This is a genomic window from Streptomyces sp. NPDC056479 (genome assembly GCF_042795335.1).
In the GTDB taxonomy this organism is placed as follows: Bacteria; Actinomycetota; Actinomycetes; order Streptomycetales; family Streptomycetaceae; genus Streptomyces.
On record NZ_JBHTRZ010000005.1, the window covers coordinates 492,349 to 511,553 of the forward strand.

General features: G+C 70.3%; 24 protein-coding genes and 2 pseudogenes. 12 read left to right on the forward strand and 14 right to left on the reverse strand.

Going from position 1 to position 19,205, the window contains the following annotated elements; all coding sequences use genetic code 11:
• Positions 1-12 precede the first annotated feature (12 nt).
• Positions 13-1,242, reverse strand: coding sequence for an amidohydrolase family protein (locus ACFQ6S_RS22570; protein ID WP_383412513.1), 1,230 nt, complete (start codon positions 1,240-1,242; stop codon positions 13-15).
• 80 nt (positions 1,243-1,322) lie between these two features.
• Positions 1,323-2,324 (reverse strand): GlxA family transcriptional regulator, encoded by a 1,002-nt coding sequence (locus ACFQ6S_RS22575; protein WP_383412516.1) that lies wholly within the window; start codon positions 2,322-2,324, stop codon positions 1,323-1,325.
• Between the two features lie 72 nt (positions 2,325-2,396).
• On the opposite strand from ACFQ6S_RS22575, the gene ACFQ6S_RS22580 reads away from it, so the two are divergent.
• The 4 genes from ACFQ6S_RS22580 to ACFQ6S_RS22595 are packed head-to-tail and all read left to right on the forward strand — an operon-like array spanning position 2,397 to position 5,210.
• Positions 2,397-3,737, forward strand: coding sequence for an APC family permease (locus ACFQ6S_RS22580; RefSeq protein WP_383412519.1), 1,341 nt, complete (start codon positions 2,397-2,399; stop codon positions 3,735-3,737).
• On the forward strand, positions 3,734-4,426 hold the full coding sequence (locus ACFQ6S_RS22585) for a hypothetical protein (protein WP_383412521.1): 693 nt from the start codon (positions 3,734-3,736) through the stop codon (positions 4,424-4,426). The genes ACFQ6S_RS22580 and ACFQ6S_RS22585 overlap by 4 nt, the downstream gene beginning before the upstream one ends.
• Positions 4,423-4,857, forward strand: coding sequence for a VOC family protein (locus ACFQ6S_RS22590; protein ID WP_383412523.1), 435 nt, complete (start codon positions 4,423-4,425; stop codon positions 4,855-4,857). The genes ACFQ6S_RS22585 and ACFQ6S_RS22590 overlap by 4 nt, the downstream gene beginning before the upstream one ends.
• Positions 4,854-5,210: an MmcQ/YjbR family DNA-binding protein gene (locus ACFQ6S_RS22595; protein WP_383412526.1), complete on the forward strand. Its 357-nt coding sequence runs from the start codon at positions 4,854-4,856 to the stop codon at positions 5,208-5,210. Before ACFQ6S_RS22590 ends, ACFQ6S_RS22595 begins: the two co-directional genes overlap by 4 nt.
• Positions 5,211-5,214: 4 nt before the next feature.
• Here the strand turns inward: ACFQ6S_RS22595 and ACFQ6S_RS22600 are convergent, their stop codons facing one another.
• Positions 5,215-5,889, reverse strand: coding sequence for a DNA alkylation repair protein (locus tag ACFQ6S_RS22600; protein ID WP_383412989.1), 675 nt, complete (start codon positions 5,887-5,889; stop codon positions 5,215-5,217).
• 170 nt (positions 5,890-6,059) lie between these two features.
• Between ACFQ6S_RS22600 and ACFQ6S_RS22605 the strand changes: the two genes are divergently transcribed.
• Entirely contained in the window at positions 6,060-6,890 is an 831-nt protein-coding gene (locus ACFQ6S_RS22605; RefSeq protein ID WP_383412528.1) for an alpha/beta fold hydrolase, read from the forward strand.
• Positions 6,891-6,924: 34 nt separating this feature from the next.
• On the opposite strand, the gene ACFQ6S_RS22610 is transcribed toward ACFQ6S_RS22605, so the two are convergent.
• The 8 genes from ACFQ6S_RS22610 to ACFQ6S_RS22645 all read right to left on the reverse strand — a co-directional run bounded on the left by ACFQ6S_RS22610 (position 6,925) and on the right by ACFQ6S_RS22645 (position 11,800).
• On the reverse strand, positions 6,925-7,221 hold the full coding sequence (locus ACFQ6S_RS22610) for an SHOCT domain-containing protein (RefSeq protein ID WP_383412530.1): 297 nt from the start codon (positions 7,219-7,221) through the stop codon (positions 6,925-6,927).
• 49 nt (positions 7,222-7,270) lie between these two features.
• Positions 7,271-7,714, reverse strand: a complete 444-nt coding sequence (locus ACFQ6S_RS22615; protein ID WP_383412991.1) for a DUF6325 family protein — start codon at positions 7,712-7,714, stop codon at positions 7,271-7,273.
• A 129-nt stretch (positions 7,715-7,843) separates the two neighbouring features.
• A complete protein-coding gene (locus ACFQ6S_RS22620) occupies positions 7,844-8,164 on the reverse strand; it encodes a hypothetical protein (RefSeq protein WP_383412533.1) in 321 nt (106 codons plus the stop codon).
• 112 nt (positions 8,165-8,276) lie between these two features.
• On the reverse strand, positions 8,277-8,651 hold the full coding sequence (locus tag ACFQ6S_RS22625) for a hypothetical protein (RefSeq protein ID WP_383412537.1): 375 nt from the start codon (positions 8,649-8,651) through the stop codon (positions 8,277-8,279).
• Between the two features lie 53 nt (positions 8,652-8,704).
• Entirely contained in the window at positions 8,705-8,992 is a 288-nt protein-coding gene (locus ACFQ6S_RS22630; RefSeq protein WP_383412540.1) for an SCO5918 family protein, read from the reverse strand.
• 123 nt (positions 8,993-9,115) lie between these two features.
• Positions 9,116-10,735, reverse strand: a complete 1,620-nt coding sequence (locus tag ACFQ6S_RS22635; protein ID WP_383412543.1) for a DEAD/DEAH box helicase — start codon at positions 10,733-10,735, stop codon at positions 9,116-9,118.
• Positions 10,736-11,013: 278 nt separating this feature from the next.
• Positions 11,014-11,217, reverse strand: coding sequence for a cold-shock protein (locus ACFQ6S_RS22640; protein ID WP_007383480.1), 204 nt, complete (start codon positions 11,215-11,217; stop codon positions 11,014-11,016).
• A gap of 232 nt (positions 11,218-11,449) precedes the next feature.
• Positions 11,450-11,800 (reverse strand): MerR family transcriptional regulator, encoded by a 351-nt coding sequence (locus ACFQ6S_RS22645; protein ID WP_383412546.1) that lies wholly within the window; start codon positions 11,798-11,800, stop codon positions 11,450-11,452.
• A 282-nt stretch (positions 11,801-12,082) separates the two neighbouring features.
• Here ACFQ6S_RS22645 and ACFQ6S_RS22650 point away from each other — a divergent pair, with 282 nt between their 5' ends.
• The 4 genes from ACFQ6S_RS22650 to ACFQ6S_RS22665 all read left to right on the forward strand — a co-directional run bounded on the left by ACFQ6S_RS22650 (position 12,083) and on the right by ACFQ6S_RS22665 (position 14,649).
• Positions 12,083-12,925, forward strand: a complete 843-nt coding sequence (locus tag ACFQ6S_RS22650; protein ID WP_383412549.1) for a hypothetical protein — start codon at positions 12,083-12,085, stop codon at positions 12,923-12,925.
• A 149-nt stretch (positions 12,926-13,074) separates the two neighbouring features.
• On the forward strand, positions 13,075-13,293 hold the full coding sequence (locus ACFQ6S_RS22655) for a hypothetical protein (RefSeq protein ID WP_383412552.1): 219 nt from the start codon (positions 13,075-13,077) through the stop codon (positions 13,291-13,293).
• 33 nt (positions 13,294-13,326) lie between these two features.
• Positions 13,327-13,761 (forward strand): DUF6233 domain-containing protein, encoded by a 435-nt coding sequence (locus tag ACFQ6S_RS22660; protein WP_383412555.1) that lies wholly within the window; start codon positions 13,327-13,329, stop codon positions 13,759-13,761.
• 66 nt (positions 13,762-13,827) lie between these two features.
• Positions 13,828-14,649 (forward strand): MBL fold metallo-hydrolase, encoded by an 822-nt coding sequence (locus ACFQ6S_RS22665; RefSeq protein WP_383412558.1) that lies wholly within the window; start codon positions 13,828-13,830, stop codon positions 14,647-14,649.
• Between the two features lie 14 nt (positions 14,650-14,663).
• Here ACFQ6S_RS22665 and ACFQ6S_RS22670 read toward each other — a convergent pair whose 3' ends face one another.
• Positions 14,664-15,437: a polysaccharide deacetylase family protein gene (locus tag ACFQ6S_RS22670; protein WP_383412994.1), complete on the reverse strand. Its 774-nt coding sequence runs from the start codon at positions 15,435-15,437 to the stop codon at positions 14,664-14,666.
• A gap of 202 nt (positions 15,438-15,639) precedes the next feature.
• Between ACFQ6S_RS22670 and ACFQ6S_RS22675 the strand changes: the two are divergent.
• The 3 genes and pseudogenes from ACFQ6S_RS22675 to ACFQ6S_RS22685 all read left to right on the forward strand — a co-directional run.
• A pseudogene (locus ACFQ6S_RS22675) lies at positions 15,640-15,972 on the forward strand (response regulator); the annotation flags it as partial.
• A 67-nt stretch (positions 15,973-16,039) separates the two neighbouring features.
• Entirely contained in the window at positions 16,040-16,174 is a 135-nt protein-coding gene (locus tag ACFQ6S_RS22680) for a DUF3500 domain-containing protein (protein ID WP_383412996.1), read from the forward strand.
• A gap of 65 nt (positions 16,175-16,239) precedes the next feature.
• Positions 16,240-16,899: pseudogene (locus ACFQ6S_RS22685) on the forward strand (DUF3500 domain-containing protein); the annotation flags it as partial.
• Between the two features lie 84 nt (positions 16,900-16,983).
• Here the strand turns inward: ACFQ6S_RS22685 and ACFQ6S_RS22690 are convergent.
• Both ACFQ6S_RS22690 and ACFQ6S_RS22695 read right to left on the reverse strand, forming a co-directional pair.
• Entirely contained in the window at positions 16,984-17,667 is a 684-nt protein-coding gene (locus ACFQ6S_RS22690; protein WP_383412561.1) for a DUF4232 domain-containing protein, read from the reverse strand.
• A 168-nt stretch (positions 17,668-17,835) separates the two neighbouring features.
• A complete protein-coding gene (locus ACFQ6S_RS22695; protein ID WP_383412563.1) occupies positions 17,836-19,038 on the reverse strand; it encodes an Ig-like domain-containing protein in 1,203 nt (400 codons plus the stop codon).
• Positions 19,039-19,205: the final 167 nt, after the last annotated feature.

A 19,205-nucleotide genomic window follows, 5' to 3' on the forward strand; every position in this document is an offset into this window, starting at 1 on the left:
CTCCTCTGCTGGTCACTTGACCCGGACTCCGGCCTTCCAGACCCCGGTGATGTGCTCGGGCTGCGCGATGACCTCGATGTCCACGAGCGGGTCCTCGTCGAGGATCAGGACGTCGGGGTCGTATCCCTCGCGCAGCTGGCCGGACCGCGGGGCCTGCGGTCCGAGGGTGGCGGGGCCGATCGCGGTGCCGGACTCGATGGCGTCCAGCGGGGTCATGCCGGTCTTCACCAGCAGGGGCAGCTCCCGGCCGTTGCGGCCCCAGGAGTCGGGCATTTCGGTGCCGGTGAGCGCGATGTCGGTGCCCGCGGCGATGGTCACCCCCTGCTCGCGGGCGATGGTGACGGCCTCCGCGTGCCGGCCGGCCGTCGCCTGCAGCTTCTTCAGCGCGTACGGAGGCAGCATGTGACCGTTGTCGAGGAGCTCCTGGAAGATCGTGCGCGTCGTGACGAGGATGGCCCCGCACTCGCGCATGGCCACGGCGGCCTCTTCGTCGATGTAGGTGCCGTGCTCGATGGTTTTGACCCCGGCCTCCAGCGAGGCCATGATGCCGGGCTTGCCGTGGCAGTGCGCGGCGACGATGCGGTCGGCCATCCCGGCGACCTCCACGATCGCGCGCAGCTCGGCGTTCGTGAACTGCTGGTGGACCGGGTGGTCGACCTCGGACAGCACCCCGCCGGAGGCACAGACCTTGATGAGCTTGGCGTTGCGGCGCAGCTGTTCCCGTGCCGCGCGTGCGCACTCCGCGGGGCCGTCGGCCAGCCTCAGCTCACCGCCGAGGTGCCCGAAGTCCTCCACCCAGGAGGTCGGGTAGCTGTGCAGGTCGGCGTGGCCGCCGGTGGTGGACAGCGTGGTGCCGGCCGGGTAGATCGACGGGCCCTGGACGGTGCCCTCGTCGATGGCGCGGACCAGGTGGATGCCGAGCCCGCCGGTCTCGCGCACGGAGGTGACCCCGGCGTTCAGCGCGTTGCGCAGATCGGTGGTGATCCGGGCCGCTCGCAGGGCGATCGGTTCCTGGAGCAGCAGGGTGAGGTCGGCCGACCGCAGCCCCATGAAGTGGCCGTGGCAGTCCCACAGTCCGGGCATCACGGTAGTGGCGCGGACCGTCTGCGCCTGCGGTGTGTCAGGGGCTTCGGCGACGGGACCGGCGTAGCTGATGGTCTCCTCGTCGAATATGACGCAGCCGTTCTGAATCGGCTGGCCCCGGCCTGGAATTAACTGTTCCGCTTCGATTCGCTGCAACATGCAGGGAGCAAATCAAAGAGGTGTTCTCGGGACAACCGGTGTTCGGGGACGGCAAGTTGTCCCTTACGGACGCGGTCCGCTCACGGTGTCAGAACGGTCTGTTCCACGGATTTCCGGGCCTGTGCGGCACGGTGCCGGAACACATGCCGATAGGTCTGCGGGGACACCGTGGTGACCCGGCCGAAGTGATAGCGGAGATTGGCGGCCGTACCGAATCCCGTGCGTTTGGCGATGTGTTCCACCGCGTCGTCCGTGGTCTCCAGCAGTTCCTGCGCCAGCCGGACCCGCTGCTGCAGCAGCCACTGCAGCGGGGTGATGCCGAGCCGGTCCCGGAACCGCCGGGCGAAGGTGCGCTCGCCCAGATGGGCCACGCGCGCGAGCTGGGGGACGGTCAGCGGCTCGTGCAGCCGCTCCTGCGCCCACTGCAGGACCGGGGCGAGATCGTTGCCCGTCTCCGCCCGGACCACCGGCTTGGTGTACTGCGACTGGCCGCCCTCCCGGTGCGGCGGTACGACCATCCGGCGGGCCACCTCGTTGGCGACGGCCGCGCCATGGTCCTGCCGCACCAGATGCAGACACAGGTCGATGGCGGAGCCGGTGCCGGCCGAGGTGAGGATGTCGCCCTCGTCGGTGTAGAGCGCGGAGGGGACGAAGTCGACCTCGGGGAAGCGGTGGGCGAAGTCCCCGGCGTTCATCCAGTGCGTCGTCGCCGTACGGCCCGTCAGAAGCCCCGCAGCGGCCAGGACATAGGCACCGGTGCAGATCGAGACGATCCTCTTGCCCAGGCCGTGGGCCTCGCGCAGCACCTCCACCAGTCGCGGCGGCGGATCGAGCTGGACGGGCCGGGCGCACGCCGAGACGAGGATGGTGTCCGCGTCGAGCAGGTCCTCGAAGCTGTGGGGCGTGTGCACATGCAGACCGGTCGCGGTGCGCAGCGGGCCGGAGGGGTCCCCGCACATCCGCAGCTCGTACCAGGGGTCGACCAGATCGGTGCGGTCGGTCCCGAACACCTCGCAGGGAACGGCCAGTTCGAACGTCGGTGTGGCATCCGTAACGGCGATCGCGATCACGTGAGGACGCATGTCGGTAATTTAGCGCACCTTGTCAAAACTGCCGATGGCGCGCGCGAGAGCCGCCGGGCGATGCTGGCCGGCATGAGCGAAGCCAAGACAGAACACTCCGGCGGAACCCTCAGCGCGGTGCAGGGCACCGCGATGTACGTGGGCGCCGTGCTCGGCACCGGTGTCATCGCCCTCCCGGCACTCGCCGCCGAGGCGGCGGGCCCCGCGTCGCTGCTCGCCTGGCTGGCCCTCGTCGTGCTGTCGGCCCCGCTGGCCGCTGCCTTCGCCGCTCTGGGATCCCGCTATCCCGACGCGGGCGGAGTCTCCACGTACGCCATGAAGGCGTTCGGTGAACGGGCCTCCGCGGTGGTCGGCTGGTGCTTCTATCTCGCCGTACCCCCCGGCGCGGCCGCGGCCGCGCTCTTCGGCGGCGCCTACGTCTCCTCCGCGGTGGGCGGCGGCACCACCACCACGACCGTCACCGCCGTCGGGCTGATGGTGGTGGTCACCGCCGCCAACACCCTGGGGCTGCGGGTGACGGGGCGGTTCCAGTTCATGCTGGCCGGTCTGCTCGTCACGCTGCTGCTGATCGCGGTCGCGCTGTCGCTGCCGAAGGCGGACACGGCCAACCTCGAACCCTTCGCCCCGCACGGCTGGTCCGCGGTGCTGCCGGCGGCCGCGCTGCTGGTCTGGAGCTTCGCGGGCTGGGAGGCGATCACCCACCTGGCGGGCGAGTTCCGCCGCCCCGCGCGCGACCTGCCCCGGGCCACCTACTCGGCCGTCGTGATCGTCGGAGGGCTGTACCTGCTGGTGGCCTTCGCCGTCATCGTCGTCCTCGGCGACAAGGCCTCCGACTCGGACGCGCCGCTCGGCGACCTGATGGCCGCGGGCCTGGGCGGCGACGCCCGCTATCTCGCCGCCGGCGCCGCGCTGCTGCTCACCACCGGCGCCATGAACGCCTACTACGCCGGCGCCGCCAACCTGGGCGCCGCCCTCGCCCGTGACGGCGCGCTGCCCAGCTGGATGTCCCGGGGCAGCGTCGCCGGAGAGGTGCCGCGGCGCAGCCTCGCGGTCGTCTCCGGCCTGTCCTTCCTGGCCCTGTTCGCCGTGGTGCTCACCGGCCTCGGCACCGAGCCGCTGGTCCTGCTCACCACCGGCTCGTTCGTGGCCGTGTACGCGATCGGCGTCGCCGCCGCCGTGAAGCTGCTCCCGAAGGGCACCAAGGGCCGGGCCTCCGCACTGGGCGCGTGTGTCGCCGTCACGGCGCTGCTGATCATGGCCGGCCTCTATCTGCTCTGGCCGCTGACGGTGGCCGGCGCCGCCCTGCTCTACCTGCGGCTGAACCGGCGCCGCCGCCCGTCCGGCGAGCCGGTCGAGGCCGCCGCCGTGCCGCCGCTGGAGACGGCCTCCGACGCCCGGGAATCCGCCTCGTGACACCTCAGCCGCAGCCCACGGTCACGGACCCGACGTCCGTGACCGTGGATGTCGCACGGACCCCGCCGACCGCACAGAGCCTGCGGGCAGCGGTGGCCACGTTCCTCGGGCTCGACGCCGGCCAGGCGGCACCACCCGTGGTGGCCTCGTACGAACCGCTGGCGCACGACGATCCGCCCGCCGCGCTGAAGTGGCTCAACTCCTGGGGATGCAGGATCCGTTATCCCCGCCCCGGCGAGACGGACGTGTTCGGCCCCGCGCTGCGCGAGTGGACCTCACGCTGGTACGCGCTCCTGCCCGGGCCGGACACCCGGCTCAGCGAACTCACCGACGACGACATCGCGCCGCTCGGCGAGTGCTACGCCGACCTGTGCGCGCTCGGCGCCGGGACACCGGACCGCCCCCGGACCCTGGGTGCGACCGCCGCCTCGAAACTGCTCCACGGGCTGCGCCCGTACACCCTCGTCCCCTGGGACGAGGCCATCGCCCGGAAGCTGCACGGAGCCCGGGACGCCGCCGCCTACCTCGCCCACCAGCGTCTCAACCGGGACTGGGCCCGGCGCGTTCTCGCCGACAGCGGAGGGGACGAGGAGGCGCTCGCCATCTTGTACGGGTGTCCCGGCAGACCGCTTTCCAAGATGCTGGACGACTACGCGTACATCACATTGACCCGATCGGACACAAGGTGATCCTTCGCATAGACCACATCGGACTCGCCACCGAGGACCCCGATGGTGTTGCCGCCTTCATGACCACCCTGGGCATGCGCAAATACGACGAAGGGCACGCCGACGACTACGGAGTGGCCTGCGAGTTCTGGCAGTTCGGGGGCGGCCTGGGCAACCCGGCCGTGGAGATCGTCTCCCCGACCCAGGAACGCTCCGCCATCAGCGGGCGCCTGAAGCGCCAGGGCCCGGGTCTGTACCACATCGCCTTCGAGGTCGACGACCTGGAGAGCGAGACCGCCCGGCTGCGCGACCAGGGCTTCACGGCGGTCGACGCGGAGCCCTGCAAGGGCGCGCGCGACGGAATGACGGTGGCCTTCCTCTACGCCCCCGCGCCGGCCAGTCTCCTGATCGAGCTGGTCCACTACACACCGGATCGTGGGAGGGGCGTGTGATCACCCTCCAGGACGTCCGCGCGGCGGCCCTGCACCTGCCCCGCACCGAGGAACACCTGATCCGGGAGTACATCAAGTTCAAGGTCGGCCGGATCGTGTACGCCTCGGTCTCCCCGGACGAGACGACCATGGGCTTCGCCTTCCCCAAGGACGAACGCGAGTCGCTGATCGCCTCCGAGCCCGAGAAGTTCCAACTGCCCCGCGCCTCCGACCTGCGCTACAACTGGGTCCACGCACGCATGCCGGCGCTCACGCCGGAGGAACTGGCCCCCCTGGTCCTGGACGCGTGGCTGATGGCGGTGCCGAGGTCGGTCGGCGACGCCTACCTGGAGTCAATGCCCGGCCGCCCGTGACGGCCTACTCCCCGTGCCGGCGGCGCACCATCTCGTCGATCCAGACCGGCGCGAACGGGGACGTACAGCCCGGGGGAGTCGGGTAGTCCTTGAGCACCTCCAGGCGCTCACCGATGTCGATCGCGCGGGCGCGGTACTCGGCGTGCTCGATCCCGATCTGGGCCAGGCAGTGGTTCATCGCCCACTGCAGCCGATCCGGGGCGTCCTTCATCCGCGCCTCGATGACGTCGAGCAGCCCCGGGAGGTCCAGGCCCCCGGGCTTCTTCGCCACGCGCTCGGTGGTCAGCGCCCAGCCGGCGCTCGCGACCACCGGATCCGGGTCGGCGAACCAGGCCAGGCGCAGCTCCTCGGAGTGCGGGCTCTTCTTCACGACGTAGTTCACGAGCCAGTCGTGCACCTTGGGTGTCCGGGCCTCGCGCAGCATCGCGTCCAACTCGTCCCGCCCGAACGCCTTCGGCCGGCAGATCAGCAGGGCCAGCAGCCTCGCCGCGCTGTCGCCGGTCTCCCAGAGTCGGCCCGCGAGCTCCTGCTGGGTCTTCAGCCGCTTGGCGATCGCGCGCAGCTTGCCGAGGTTCACACCGTGATCGTCACCGTGCCGCTCGTTCACCGCGCGGGCCTTCGGGTCCTCGAGCCCGGCCAGCTCGGCCATCACCTCGGCGACCGTCGCCTCGGTCGACATCGTCTCGGCCACCTCAGCCTCCTGTCCCTCATGTACGGGGTTCAGCGTAGGCCGACCGTCAGCGGATGTGACGTCCACGGTCCGCGCGTAGCGTGGTCGGGGTACATCGGACCGCGCCCCCGGCGCAGCTCTGCGGCGCCGGGGCACGCCCGGACGAGCGGAGGTTCAGCATGGGTACGGTCACCACCGACGACGGCACCACCCTGTTCTACAAGGACTGGGGTCCACGCGACGGCCGGCCGATCGTCTTCCACCACGGATGGCCACTGAGCGCCGACGACTGGGACAACCAGATGGTGTTCTTCCTGGCGCAGGGCTTCCGGGTCATCGCCCACGACCGCCGCGGGCACGGACGATCGAGCCAGAGCGCCACCGGCCACGACATGGACACCTACGCGGCCGACGTCATCGCGCTCGCGGACGCGCTCGACCTGCGGGAAGCGATCCACATCGGCCACTCCACCGGCGGCGGCGAGGTCGCGCGCTACGTCGCCCGCGCCAAGCCCGGCCGCGTCGCGAAGGCCGTGCTGGTGGGCGCCGTACCGCCCATCATGGTCAAGTCGGAATCCAACCCGGGCGGGCTGCCCATCGAGACCTTCGACGCCTTCCGCGAGGCCCTTGCCGCCAACCGCGCGCAGTACTACATCGAGGTGCCCTCGGGGCCGTTCTACGGCTTCAACCGCCCCGGCGCGAAGGTGTCGCAGGGTCTCATCGACAACTGGTGGCGACAGGGAATGATGGGCGCGGCCAACGCCCACTACGAATGCATCAAGGCGTTCTCCGAGACCGACTTCACCGAGGACCTCAAGCAGATCGACGTCCCCGTCCTGGTCGCCCACGGCACCGACGACCAGATCGTCCCGTACGACGACTCGGCCCCCCTGACGGCCAAGCTCCTGAAGAACGGCACGCTCAGGACCTACGAGGGCTTCCCGCACGGCATGCTGTCGACCAACCCGGACGACGTCAATCCGGACATCCTGGCGTTCCTGCGGTCCTGACGGGTGCCGGAGGCGTCACGGCTTGCTGGAGGCGTCACGGCTCCAGCACCCGGCGCTTCTGCTCCTCGAACTCGGCCTCGGTGAGCACACCCTGCGCCTTGAGATCGCCGAGCTGCTTGAGCTGGTCGATCCTGCCGGTCATGTCGTCGGCGGCCGACGGTGCCGCCGACGGCTGGGCGTAGGACGCCGGTTGAGCCGGGGGCTCGTCGTACGGATTCCGCTCCTGCGCCGCCCATCGCCCCTGCTGCCGGCGGGTCACACGGTTCGACACGGCGGTCGCGGTTCCGGCGACCACGGCCGTGCGCGCGACCCCGCGGATGAGACCTGGCATGGCCGTTCCCCTTCCGTCCTGCAGCCGTCGCCGACTGCCGTTGTGACGTTCAGCGCGCGGACTCGGTCGCATCGAGGGCGGCGACGAGGGCGGGCACCGGGATCCGCCCGGAGGCGACCATGCGGGCACCGCCGCGGCGCAGGGCGGCGGCGAAGGGCGCGGCCCAGCGGTTCTCGTAGACCAGGATTCCGGCGGAGCTGCCCGGCTCCAGCGCGGTGGCCGCCTCGTCGATGTCGTCCTGGCCGAGGATCCCGGAGGACGCGCCTTCGAAGACGGAGAGGTCGAGTGCGCCGTCGCCGGTGAGGTCGGCGATCTCCATGCCGGTCACGGATCCGTCCTCGCCCTTCCTGACGAACAACAGATCCAGGATCCGGATGAGGCCGCGGTCCACGAGGTCGACCAGCAGGGGGAACCCCTCGCCCGTCATCCGGTTGCCGGGGAACTCGACGACCAGGTAGTCGATCGGGCCCACTTCTTCGAGTTCGTCGGTCACGGTGTCACCTCTGGTGCTCACGGCTTCCCCTTGCGCCCATGGGACGCCCCCCGCCCCTCAATTCCATCACCGGGCCGCGGCACCCGCACGTCGGTACCGGCCGTTCACCTCTGGTGTCGGTCGTCGCCCTCAGGCCTCTTCCATGGCCTCGCCGAACTCGCGCAGCACCCGGTTGTGATGGTTGTGGGCGAGCTGGTGCCCGACTCCCAGGACCAGCGCCACCGGCCAGTCGATGATCTCGAAAGCGGCCAGTACGCCGACACCCGTGAGAAAGGCGAGCTGGTCGACAGGCGGCAGTTCGATATGCGCGCCGAACACATCGAACGTCACACTGTGCCGGGCGACAGCGTGCTCGGCCGCCTCACCGGGACCGGCCGGCCCCGCGTGTCCGCCGGGGGCACCGGGCCGGAGGGGGTAGACGCCCTGTGGGGAAACAGTCGATGCGTCCATGGCCGCCATCCGATCCACCGTCGACACGGACCGATCTGCCGACGGTGCGTTTTGGCACGTTTTCCCTACGTGTCAACCCTATCCAGGCCGCACGGATGACGCACCCGCCGCCTCACTGGTCCGAGTAGCCGATGTCCCCGATGGTCCAGGCACTCACGTCCTCCAGCGCGACGCGGTACATGCCTCCCGTGTCGGGGATGCCGAAGCTGCCCTGCAGAATCCGGGCGACATGGAAGTGGAGGTGGGTGGGCCGGTCGCCGTGCTCCGGCGTGCCGCCGCCCTGGGGCGGGGTGAACACGGCGGCGAACCGCCCCAGGTGCTCGGAATCCCGCAGGACCTCGGCCACCCGCTCCTTCCACAGGGCTTCCGGCGCGAGCCGTCCCGTGATGACGGCTCCCGCGGTCACCACGGTCAGGGACATCTGGCTGCTGTGCTGCGACTCCACCGTCGCGGCGATCGCGACGAGCAGGTCGTCAGGGTGCTTCATACCTCAGGAGCCTAGTCCGACGAAGGGCGTCGGGGCGTGCCGGGAACCGGGCGTCACCAGCCCAGCGCACCCTCGTCGGCCCGCGTCTCCCCGGCCGGCGCGGGCGGGGGCGCGTCGTGGCAGGTGAAGCCGAGCCGGGTCAGTGCCCGGCGCATCTCGCCCGCCGTGAAGTCGCGCCGGTTCTGCCTGGTGATCACTTCTCCGACCTGCATCACGGGATAGACCCGGCCGCTGATGGTCACGGCCACGCCGGTGACGGGCTCGGGCGTGATGCCGCTCATCGACTGCTCGACCTCGCTCTTGACCAGGTCGAAGGGGAATCGGGCGATGACACAGCGCATGGATGCCTCCACAGGGCTGGGGGAGAAACGCCGGAGGGGTGACCGCGCGACGGCGGCCGGATGGCGGTCGGGGAGCGGGATGCGGTCGGGGAGTGAGAGCGGGTCGCCCAGCGCGTGTCCGGGCTAGGGGTTGTTCCTCGGGGTGGAGCGACGGGTGCGGGCGGCGGTGGTTCCGCTTCCACTGCGCCCGGCGGCCTGTCCGTTTCCGCTCCGCCCGGTGGCCCGTCCGCTCCCGGCACGGCCGGCGGCCTGTCCGTTCCCACTGCGCCCGGCGGCCTGTCCGTTCCCGCCACGACCGGCGCCGCGACGACTGCGACCGCGGCCGGCGGCTCCCGTACGTTCGCCCTGCTCGGCTTGTTCGGTGGCCGGCGGGGTGATGGTGACGGGCACGCCGGAGGGGGTCCGGGCGCCGGTGATGCGCTGCAGTTCGGCCTCGCCGGGGCGGACCTTGGAGGAACGCGGTGTGATGCCGGCGTCGGCCATCAGACGGTCCATCGCGCGCCGCTGGTGCGGCAGGACGAGGGTGACGACGGTGCCGGACTCGCCGGCACGGGCGGTACGGCCGCCGCGGTGCAGGTAGTCCTTGTGGTCGCCGGGAGGATCGACGTTCACCACGAGGTCGAGGTCGTCGACGTGGATGCCGCGCGCGGCGACGTTGGTGGCGACCAGGACCGTGACATGGCCGTCCTTGAACCGGGCCAGCGTCTTGTTGCGCTGCGGCTGGGACTTGCCGCCGTGCAGGGCCAGGGCGCGCACACCGACGGACAGCAGGTGCTTGGCCAGCCGGTCGGCCGCGTGCTTGGTGTCCAGGAACATGATCACTCGCCCGTCGCGGGCGGCGATCTCGGTCGCGGTGGCGTGCTTGTCGTCGTCGTGCACGTGCAGCAGGTGGTGCGCCATGGTGCTGACGGCTCCCGCGGACGGGTCGACCGAGTGCACCACGGGGTCGTGGAGGTAGCGGCGTACCAGAAGGTCGATGTTGCGGTCCAGGGTGGCCGAGAACAGCAACCGCTGGCCGTCGGGACCGACTTGGTCGAGCAGCGCGGTCACCTGCGGCATGAAGCCCATGTCGGCCATCTGGTCGGCCTCGTCGAGGACGGTGACGGTGACCTGGTCGAGCCGGCAGTCACCCCGTTCGATGAGGTCCTTGAGACGGCCGGGTGTCGCCACGACGACCTCGGCGCCGGCGCGCAGCGCACTCGCCTGGCGTCCGATCCCCATGCCGCCCACCACGGTGGCGAGCCGCAGGCGCAGGGCACGGGCGTAGGGGGTGAGCGCGTCGGTGACCTGCTGGGCCAGTTCCCGCGTGGGTACGAGGACGAGGGCGAGGGGCTGGCGGGGCTGGGCCCGCTGCCCGTCCAGCCGGGCCAGTACGGCCAGGCCGAAGGCGAGCGTCTTGCCCGAGCCGGTGCGCCCTCGGCCCAGTACGTCCCGTCCGGCCAGCGCGTTGGGCAGCGTGGCCGCCTGGATCGGGAAGGGCACGGTCACGCCCTCGGTGCCGAGCGTGGCCAACAGACGTGCGGGCAGGCCCAGTTCGGTGAACGTCTCGACCGCCGGCAGCGGCTCGGTGAGGGTGACCGGGAGAGTGAACTCCTGCGGGCGGGCGGCGGAGGCCCGAGGGCTCTGCCGCCCCGACTCCTGGGAGCGGAAGCGGCCGCCACGAGCGCTGCTCGCCGAGCGGGTGGAACTCCTGTCTGCGCGGGAGCGACCTGAACTGCCGCCGGTACGGCGGGTGCGGTTCATTGAGGAACCTTCCTCGATCCGGCGTATCGAGGAATTCTGCCCAGCGGCGATGAGCCGCATGCGGAACCACAAGAATAAGCCGAGGGAAATACGAAAGCAGCGCGGCACTGAAGCCGAGGCTGTCAAGAATCCGGAAACTCCGGGAAGACCGGGAGGTCCGGGAAGACCGTGAACTCCGGGAGGTCCGGGAACTCAGAAAAGCTCCGGAGCCCGGACAAAACAATGAGCTGGGACCCGCACCCCAAGAGCGCGGGCCCCAGCCTCATGTCGCGTCAGCGTCAGGCGGGAACGATGTTCTCGGCCTGCGGGCCCTTCTGGCCCTGCGTGACATCGAAGGTAACCTTCTGGCCTTCCTGAAGCTCGCGGAAGCCAGAAGTGGCGATGTTCGAGTAGTGGGCGAACACGTCAGCGCCGCCGCCGTCCTGCTCGATGAAGCCGAAGCCCTTTTCCGCGTTGAACCACTTCACGGTGCCAGATGCCATATTGAATCTCCCTTGGGGGGCAGTGCCGGACTCCGCACTTTACGGATCCGAGTCGCCGCGATGATCACCCCTCCGGAAAGATCCGGAAAGCTTTGCAAAGAACCAAGTCTCTGGCAACCAAAACTGCAACTGCTATCACGCTAACACAGCTCGGGCGCAACCTGCCTGCAGGTTTTCGGGGTCGTTCAGACATTCTCACCCCGTCGTGGCCCGTAATTCTGCACCGGCGAGACTAGATATCCGCGGCGCGGCGGCCGCCGTGCTCGTCCAGCATCCGGCGCATCTCCCGGTTCAGGCGGAGGGCGTCGTCGAGCTGGTCCTCGAGGGAGATGATGCGGCACGCGGTCTCGATGGGGGTGCCCTGGTCGACGAGCTCCCGGGCGCGGGCGGCGATGCGCAGCTGGCGGCGGGAGTACCGCCGGTGACCGCCTTCGGAACGCAGGGGAGTGATCAGCTCGGCCTGGCCGACGGCCCGGAGGAAGGCGGGGGTGGTGCCGAGAACGTCGGCGGCCCGCCCCATGGTGTAGGCGGGGTAGTCGTCGTCGTCGAGGTTCCCGGCGACGGGGGCGTTCTCAGCGGGCATTGCACCTTCGTTTCGGGGACGCGGCGAGGGACCCGGGTGTGCGTGGCACCCGTGCTCCGAAGGGTTCAGCACCACTTGCCTCGTGGGACAACCCTAACTCCGGTGGGCCCGGCAGATGTGTCCTCGCCATAACAGATTTTCCGACGCGGCGGAGGAGGGATCTCGAGTGCGGGCGGATGGGCCCGGGTGCGGGAACATCACCTTCACTCGTCCCGTCGTCTTGCAGGTCCCGACGGCGTTTCGCGCGCGAGACGCCTCCGGCGGGCGATCTACTCTCGGCCCGTGGGACAACCCGAGCTGCGCGCCGAGGGCGCGGGACCGTTCACCACCCGCCTCACCTGGCAACCCCCGGGCGGCGGCACCGCCGTCTGGGAGTCACGGCTCGCCCGTCGCCGCGGGATCATCGCCGTACGCCCGCCCGGCGCGCCCAGCAGCCGGCACACCAGCGCCGACGAGGTCGCGCTGCGCCGCCTGCGCGGGCTCAACGCCACCGCCGCGACCGCCTTCATCATCGGCGGAGCCCTGTTCGCGGCCGGCGCCGGTGTCGCCCAGCTCGGCTCCGGCGACGCCACCACCTGCGCCTCGATCTACTTCGCCGGCGGTCTGTTCTTCAACACCGGCGGCTATGTCTCACTGCTCCAGGTCGTCAACGCTCCCCGTCACGTACCCGGCGGCGAGGGCCGACTCGTCACCCACGGCTGGCGCTGGTGGAGCTACGAGCCGACGCGGGTGGACTGGCTGAGCGCGATCGTCCTGTTCGCCGGCACCCTGGTGTTCGCCGTCGACCTGCTGGACTCCTTCCTCCAGGGGCTGAGCGTCCAGCAGATCAACCGGCTGATCTGGACCCCGGACGTGATCGGCTGTCTGCTCTTCCTGATCTCCGGCCACCTCGCCTTCGTCGAGATCTGCCACGGGCGGCTCTGCTTCCGGCGCCGCAGTCTCGGCTGGTGGATCGTCGCCGTGAACCAGTTCGGCTCCGTGCTCTTCATGGCCTCGGCGATCGCCGCCTTCACCCGTCCCGCCACCGGCAGCGAGATCAACGCCGAAATCGCCAACTGGGCCACCCTCATCGGCGCCTCGTGCTTCTTGCTCGGTGGCGTCCTTCAGCACTACGAACGTCCGTGATCGGTTCTGGAGGGAGCCGCGGCATGGGCGGCGGTTTGCCGACGACGTTCACGCCGTGGTCGTAGGGCCGGCGGAGCAGCTCGGCTGAAGCGCGCCGAAGGTGCCGGTCGCGATGGCGTGGAAAATCGAACACATGATTGAATTCGGCCATGCGACCGTTCCCCGACGATCTCGTCCAGGCGCAGCAGGAGTGGAGCCACACCTACCACCAGCTCGCCGAGCGCCCCGGCCGGACCGAGCTGCGCCGGCGCCTGTACCGGCTGTCCACCGCAGTCCTCTTCCACCCCTACTGGCAGGAGCGCGGTAGATCGGCGGCAGCATGGTGGGAGCTGCGGAGTCTGGCGCGTGGGGAGAGGACCTGGGGGTGAGGGGCTTCACCGCGCACGGCAACGGTGCGGGCGATGACCGCGCTGCCGCCTGACGCACGGCGACTCCGGGCGATCCTGGCCTTCATCGAGGACCGGATCGCCGAGAACGAAGCCGTGGGAATCTATCTGCGCCTCCAGCGAGACGCCGTACGGGCGGCCCTCGCCGAAGCCGAAGCCGGGGCAGAGGCCGAAGGCCGCCCACGCCCCGGCCCTCCCCCACGACGCCGGCCCGCGCTCCCCTCCTTCACCCCCGCCCGAGACGCGGGCCGCCCAAGGGCCTTCGTGGTCCAGCAGAAACGCACCCCCGACGGCCCGGAGCCCGCCGTGATCCACACGGACGACTGCACGATGATCGAGGGCACCGCCCACCCGATCAGAGCCCACGAGGCGCGCGTCGCCCTCACAGACCCCAACCTCGAACCGTGCCCGTTCTGCCGCCCGGACAGTGAGCTGGGGATCCTGGAGTAGCGGGCTCTCACGCAGGAAGGTCCGGCAGCGCCCAGCGCTCGCTCGTCCCGACTAGGAAGGGCCGACATGGCATCCACGCTGAACTTCAACGTCTTCACCGCCCCGGAGAAGCCGCTGGTGGGCGACCGGCCCCGGCCGTTCGGGGACACGATGGCCTGGGACCCGATGACCTCGACCCTGATCTACGGCGACAGTGACGCGGTGCTGGTGGACACGCTCACGACCGAGGCGGAGGCCGAGGCGCTGGCCGCCTGGGTCGCCCTGCACCACCGCAACCTCACGACGATCTACATCACCCACGGCCACCTCGACCACTTCGCCGGCGTCAGCGTCCTCAAGCGCCATTTCCCCACCGCGCGGTGCGTCGCCGCGCCCGGGGCGGTGGAGCTGGCGCGCAAGCAGCAGGTGGCCTTCTACCGCAAGCTGCTGCCCGGCCGGCTGCCGGCCGTGATCCCCCTGCCCGATCCCTACAACGACGAAGTCCTCACCCTGGAGGGCCACGAACTGCGCATCATCCAGCAGGGCCACACCGACGCGGCGGACAGCACCTCCCTGTACGTGCCCTCGCTCGACCTCGTCGTCGCCGGAGACGTCCTCTACAACCAGTGCCATCAGTACGTCGCGGGGCTCACCCCCGAGAACCTGGCGAACTGGCTGGCGGCGCTGGACCGGTTGGCGGCGCTGAACCCGAAGGTCGCGGTGGCCGGCCACAAGAAGCCGGGCGCCGCGGACACACCCGAGGCGATCGAGTGGACGAAGCGGTACCTCACCGACTTCGCCCGGCTGAGGGAGGAGACCTCCGGCGACGCCGAGCTGTTCGGCGCCATGACCAAGCAGTACCCCGGCTGGGCGGCCCCTCAGGCCTGGCTGATGTTCGGCCTCGCCTGAGATCCGGACCGGGCTCAGCGCACCGGGAATCCGAAGGAGTAGCCCTGCTCCTTGAGCCAGGGGAGGATCCGGCGCAGGGCGTCGACGGTCTGGGAACGGTCGCCGCCCGCGTCGTGGAAGAGGAGGGTCGGCCCGTTGGGCAGCTCGCGCTGGACGGTGGCGACGATCGCGTCCGCGCCGGGCTGCTCGAAGTCCTTGGTGTCCACGTTCCAGCCCAGCGGGCGCATGCCCCGGTCGGCGGCGAGCTTGCGGCTGTAGGGGGTGAAGGCACCGCCCGGCGCCCGGTAGTACATCGGCCGTACGCCCCCGGACGCCTTGGTGATCATGCGTTCGGCGTCGAGGATCTGCTGCGACTGGTAGGCCTCGGAGTTCTTGTCCATGGTGGTGTCGTGCGACACCGAGTGGTCGCACAGCCGGTGCCCGGCCGCGACCACCTTCTTCACGAGGTCCGGGTGGGCCTGCGCCTGCGTCCCCACCATGCAGAACGTGGCCTTCACCCCGTACTCCCGCAGCACGTCCAGCACTTGAGGGGTCCACACGGGGTCGGGGCCGTCGTCGATGGTGATGTTGACGCCGCGCGCCCCCTTGTCCGAGGCATGGACGATGGACACCGCGACCGGCTTGACGTCACCGCCCGGCCTGGCCGACGCGGTCGTCTTCGGCGACGAGCCGCCCACGGCACCGGCCTGCGCGGTCCACACCGAGGCACCCGTGGCGAGCACCGTCACCCCCAGCGCCGCACCGATCACCTTGCCGTACCAGCCCCGCCCGCCGCCGTGCCGTGCCATGTCCGCCCCGCTTTCGCGCAGTTCCTCGCCGATCCCCGGGTCGCCTTGCGACCACATGGCAGGACGAGAGACAGCGGCCGCGGGATCCCTCCGTTACCGATCACGGACAATTCCGGGGGAGTTCGCGGACAACCGGGAACTCCTGGCCGGACAACAGGTCCCTCACAGGAGGCCCTCAGGGTCGCGGGACAGAGTTCGGTGCATGCCCGCCGTACGAGTGCTGATCGTCGACGACGAGCCCGAGCTCACCGAACTGCTGTCGTGGGCCGTCGTGGAGGCGGGCTGGCAGCCGTTCCTCGCGGACGACGGGCGCAGCGCCCTGACGCTCGCACGCGGCTGCGCCCCGCACGCCGTCGTCCTGGACGGGATGCTGCCGGACCTGGACGGTGTGCACGTACTGCGGCGACTGCGGTACGAGAACGCGCAGTTGCCCGTGCTCATGCTCACCGCCCGCGACACCCTGGAACACCGCATCGACGGACTGTCGGCCGGCGCCGACGACTATGTGACCAAGCCCTTCTCCCTCGAAGAGGTCATGCTGCGGCTGCGCGGCCTACCAGCGGACCTCGACCCAGTTCACCGTCCACTCCACCGAGTGGCGCCTGTGGAGCAACGTCGACTCCTACGACCGCCAGGGCGTCGCCCTCGCCGATCTGAGCGACGACCAGAAGGCGCTCGGGACCGCCCTGCTCAAGGCGGCACTGAGCGCGGACGGCCTGGAGACGACGGAGAAATAGGCAACACGAACTCCTTCAACGAGGACGCCTACTACTGGACGGTGATGGGCACTCCGTCCGCCACCGAGCCCTGGGGCTTCCAGTTCGACGGCCACCACCTGGTCATCAACTACTTCGTCCTCGGCGACCAGGTGGTCATGAGCCCCTGCTTCTGGGGCTCGGAGCCGACGTCGATGGAGATCGACGGCGAGACGGTCACGGTCTGCCACGAGGAGGTCGTCGCCTCGCTGGCCTTCATCAACTCCCTCACGGCGGCCCAGCGATCGGTCGCCATCGTCTCCTCGACCAAGACGAACGAGTCCATGAAGGCGGGTGCCTTCTCCGACAACACGGTCCAGGCGTACGAGGGCCTGCGCGGCGACGTCCTGAACGCCGCCCAGCAGAGGATGCTCCTCGGCATCGTCGAGGCCTTCGTCGGCCGGGCGCGGGCCGACGCGGCGAAGGTGCGGATGGCCGAGGTCCGGGCCCACCTCGCCGACACCTACGTCACCTGGGCCGGCGGCATCGCCGACGACTCCGCCTTCTACGTCCGCGTCCACAGCCCCGTCGTCTGGGTCGAGGTCGACTGCCAGGGCCCGGGTCCGCAGGCCGGGGCGTACGGCGCGGCGCAGGGCGACGGCCCGACCCAGAAGCACGTCCACTCCATCGTCCGCACCCCCAACGGCAACGACTACGGAAGGGAGCTCCTCAGGCAGCACTACCTGACCTCGCCCCACCACCGGTGAGGCGCACGTTTCCCGTCATGGCGGAGGGCCGCACCCATTCCCGGGTGCGGCCCTCCGCGCGTGCGCTCAGGGTTGAAGGTTCGTTCAGCTGAAGGGAACGGCGTCCGTCGGGGCGGTGTGCCAGTTGGTGACGATCGGCTTGTCGACGGTGATGGTGTCGACCGGCAGGGAAACGGGGTCGGGGTCGTCGGCGCCGACGGCGACGATGATGCTGTCCAGTTCCTTGCCGCCGTCCTCGTTGGTGGTCTTCGGGTTGACCCCGGCGTAGGCGGCGGTGCTCCCGCTCAGCTTGACCGGCTCGCCGACGGCCTGCTCCGCGGGGCCGGCCTCGGTACCGTCGGATCCGAACGCCACGGTCGGGAGCTCGGCGGGCAGGTAGCAGGTGATGCCCGGCTTCGCCTTGGCGATGATCAGGATGTATCCGCCGGCCTGGCTCTCGGACTTGGTGCTCCAGGAGATGTCGTTGGCGCCGCAGCTCTGCTCGACCTGCTCCCGCTCACCGTTGCCGGTGTCGACGCCGGAACCGGCCCCGTCCTCGGTCCCCTTGCCCGACGCGTCGGAGCCCTTGCCACTGTCCTTGCCGCTGCCCTGACCGCTGCCCTTGCCACTGCCACTGCCCGACGAGCCGGCCTGGGTGGGGGACGAGGAAGAACCCTTGGAGGCACCGGTGTCCGTGGCCGTGTCCGTGTCCTGGCACGCCGTCATCAGCATGGCGCCGCCCACGAGGGCCGCGGAGACGAGGAGGGCCTTGCGACGGTTGCCGAACATGAAATCCCCTTGGTGATCGGTTGGTTGAGGCCGAAGCGGTTTCGGCGGCTCGGTGCTGCTCGATCTCTATGAGGGGGCTGCGCGCCGAAGGGATCCCGGTGCCTTCGTTCCAGGACAGCGCTGTCACAGGCTGGTGACATGATCACAAAAAGCCGGTCGGACGGTTTGTCAGCTCAGCGCGCTCTTCTGCTGCCACTCGGTCCATGAAAGATTCCACGCGCCGAAGCCGTTCCCGGGCTCGACCACGCCCTTGGTGTCCTTGCCGGTGATCTCGAACGGGTCGCCCGGCCGCACCTGCCCGTAGAACCAGGCCGCGTTCGCGTCGCTCATCCCTATGCATCCGGAACTGTGGTTGGCGTTGCCGAAGTAGCGGGCGTTCCACGGGGCGGCGTGTGCGTACATGCCCGACCAGGTCAGCCGCATCGAGTAGTCGACCATCTTGTCGTAGGCGTCGCCCAGACCCACCGTCTCGGAGTTCATGTTGATCGTGCCCTCCTTGGCCATCAGCACGGCGGTTCCACGCCAGGAGCGCTTGTCGCCGCCGGGCGTGCCGCCGCTGACCGGTATGCGCCGTACCGTCTCGCCGTCGCGCAGGAGTCGGAGCTGGTGGCTGTCGAGGTCGACCTTGACGATCTGCCGGGCGCCGATGGTGAAGGTGGTCACGTAGTCGCGTACGAACCAGCCGCCGCCGGCGCCCGAATCGGTGCCGTTCAGATCGGCGTTCAGCGTGACCTTGGTCCCGGGCTTCCAGTACGCCTTGGGCCGCCAGTCCACCCGGTCCCGGCCCGACCAGTCGCGTATCCAGCCCCAGGAGCCCTCGGTGTCGTTCGAGGTGGTGATCCTGAGCTGTTTCTCGACCTCGGCCCGGTTCTCGACCGGGTTGTCGAAGACCAGGGAGATCGGCTGGGCGACGCCGACGGTGGCGGCGGCGCCCGGTCGCCAGTCGACCTTGTTGACCTGGTCCGCCGGAGCCGTGGTGAAGGAGGCCTTCGTGGTTCCGGCGGTTCCGGCCTCGGTGCGGGTCGCCGCCGTCACCGCGTACGCCGCGCCGGGTACGGCCTTGCGGTCGGAGACCCACGACCGGCCGTCGGCGGCGACCTTGCCGGCGAGCCGGTGGCCCTCGGCGTCGGTGACGGCCACCGAGGTGAGTCTGCCGCCCGCGGCCGTGACCTTCACGGGCTCGCCCGCCGGGACCCGTTCTCCCGTGGGCGTGACGGTGACCGTGACAGGACGGTCGGCGGCGCGCGGCTTCACCTTGCCGTCCGGGGCGCTGGGGGAGCCGCTCGACGAGCAGGCGGCGAGCGACGCCAGCAGGGCGGCCACGACGGTGGCCCGGACGCGGGCATGGGTGAGTACACGGGTGCGCGACAACAGGACCTCCGGGAGGACGAGAAGGGGGTGGACGATTCGGCGATGTCGTGACTGTAGAGCCGGAAAACCCGAGGTCAGCCGCTATGGGGCTATGTGACGGCGTCTGGTGAGGAACGGTCATGGTCCGGTCACATTCGCCGGACGGAGCGGTCATGGGCCGCTGTGAA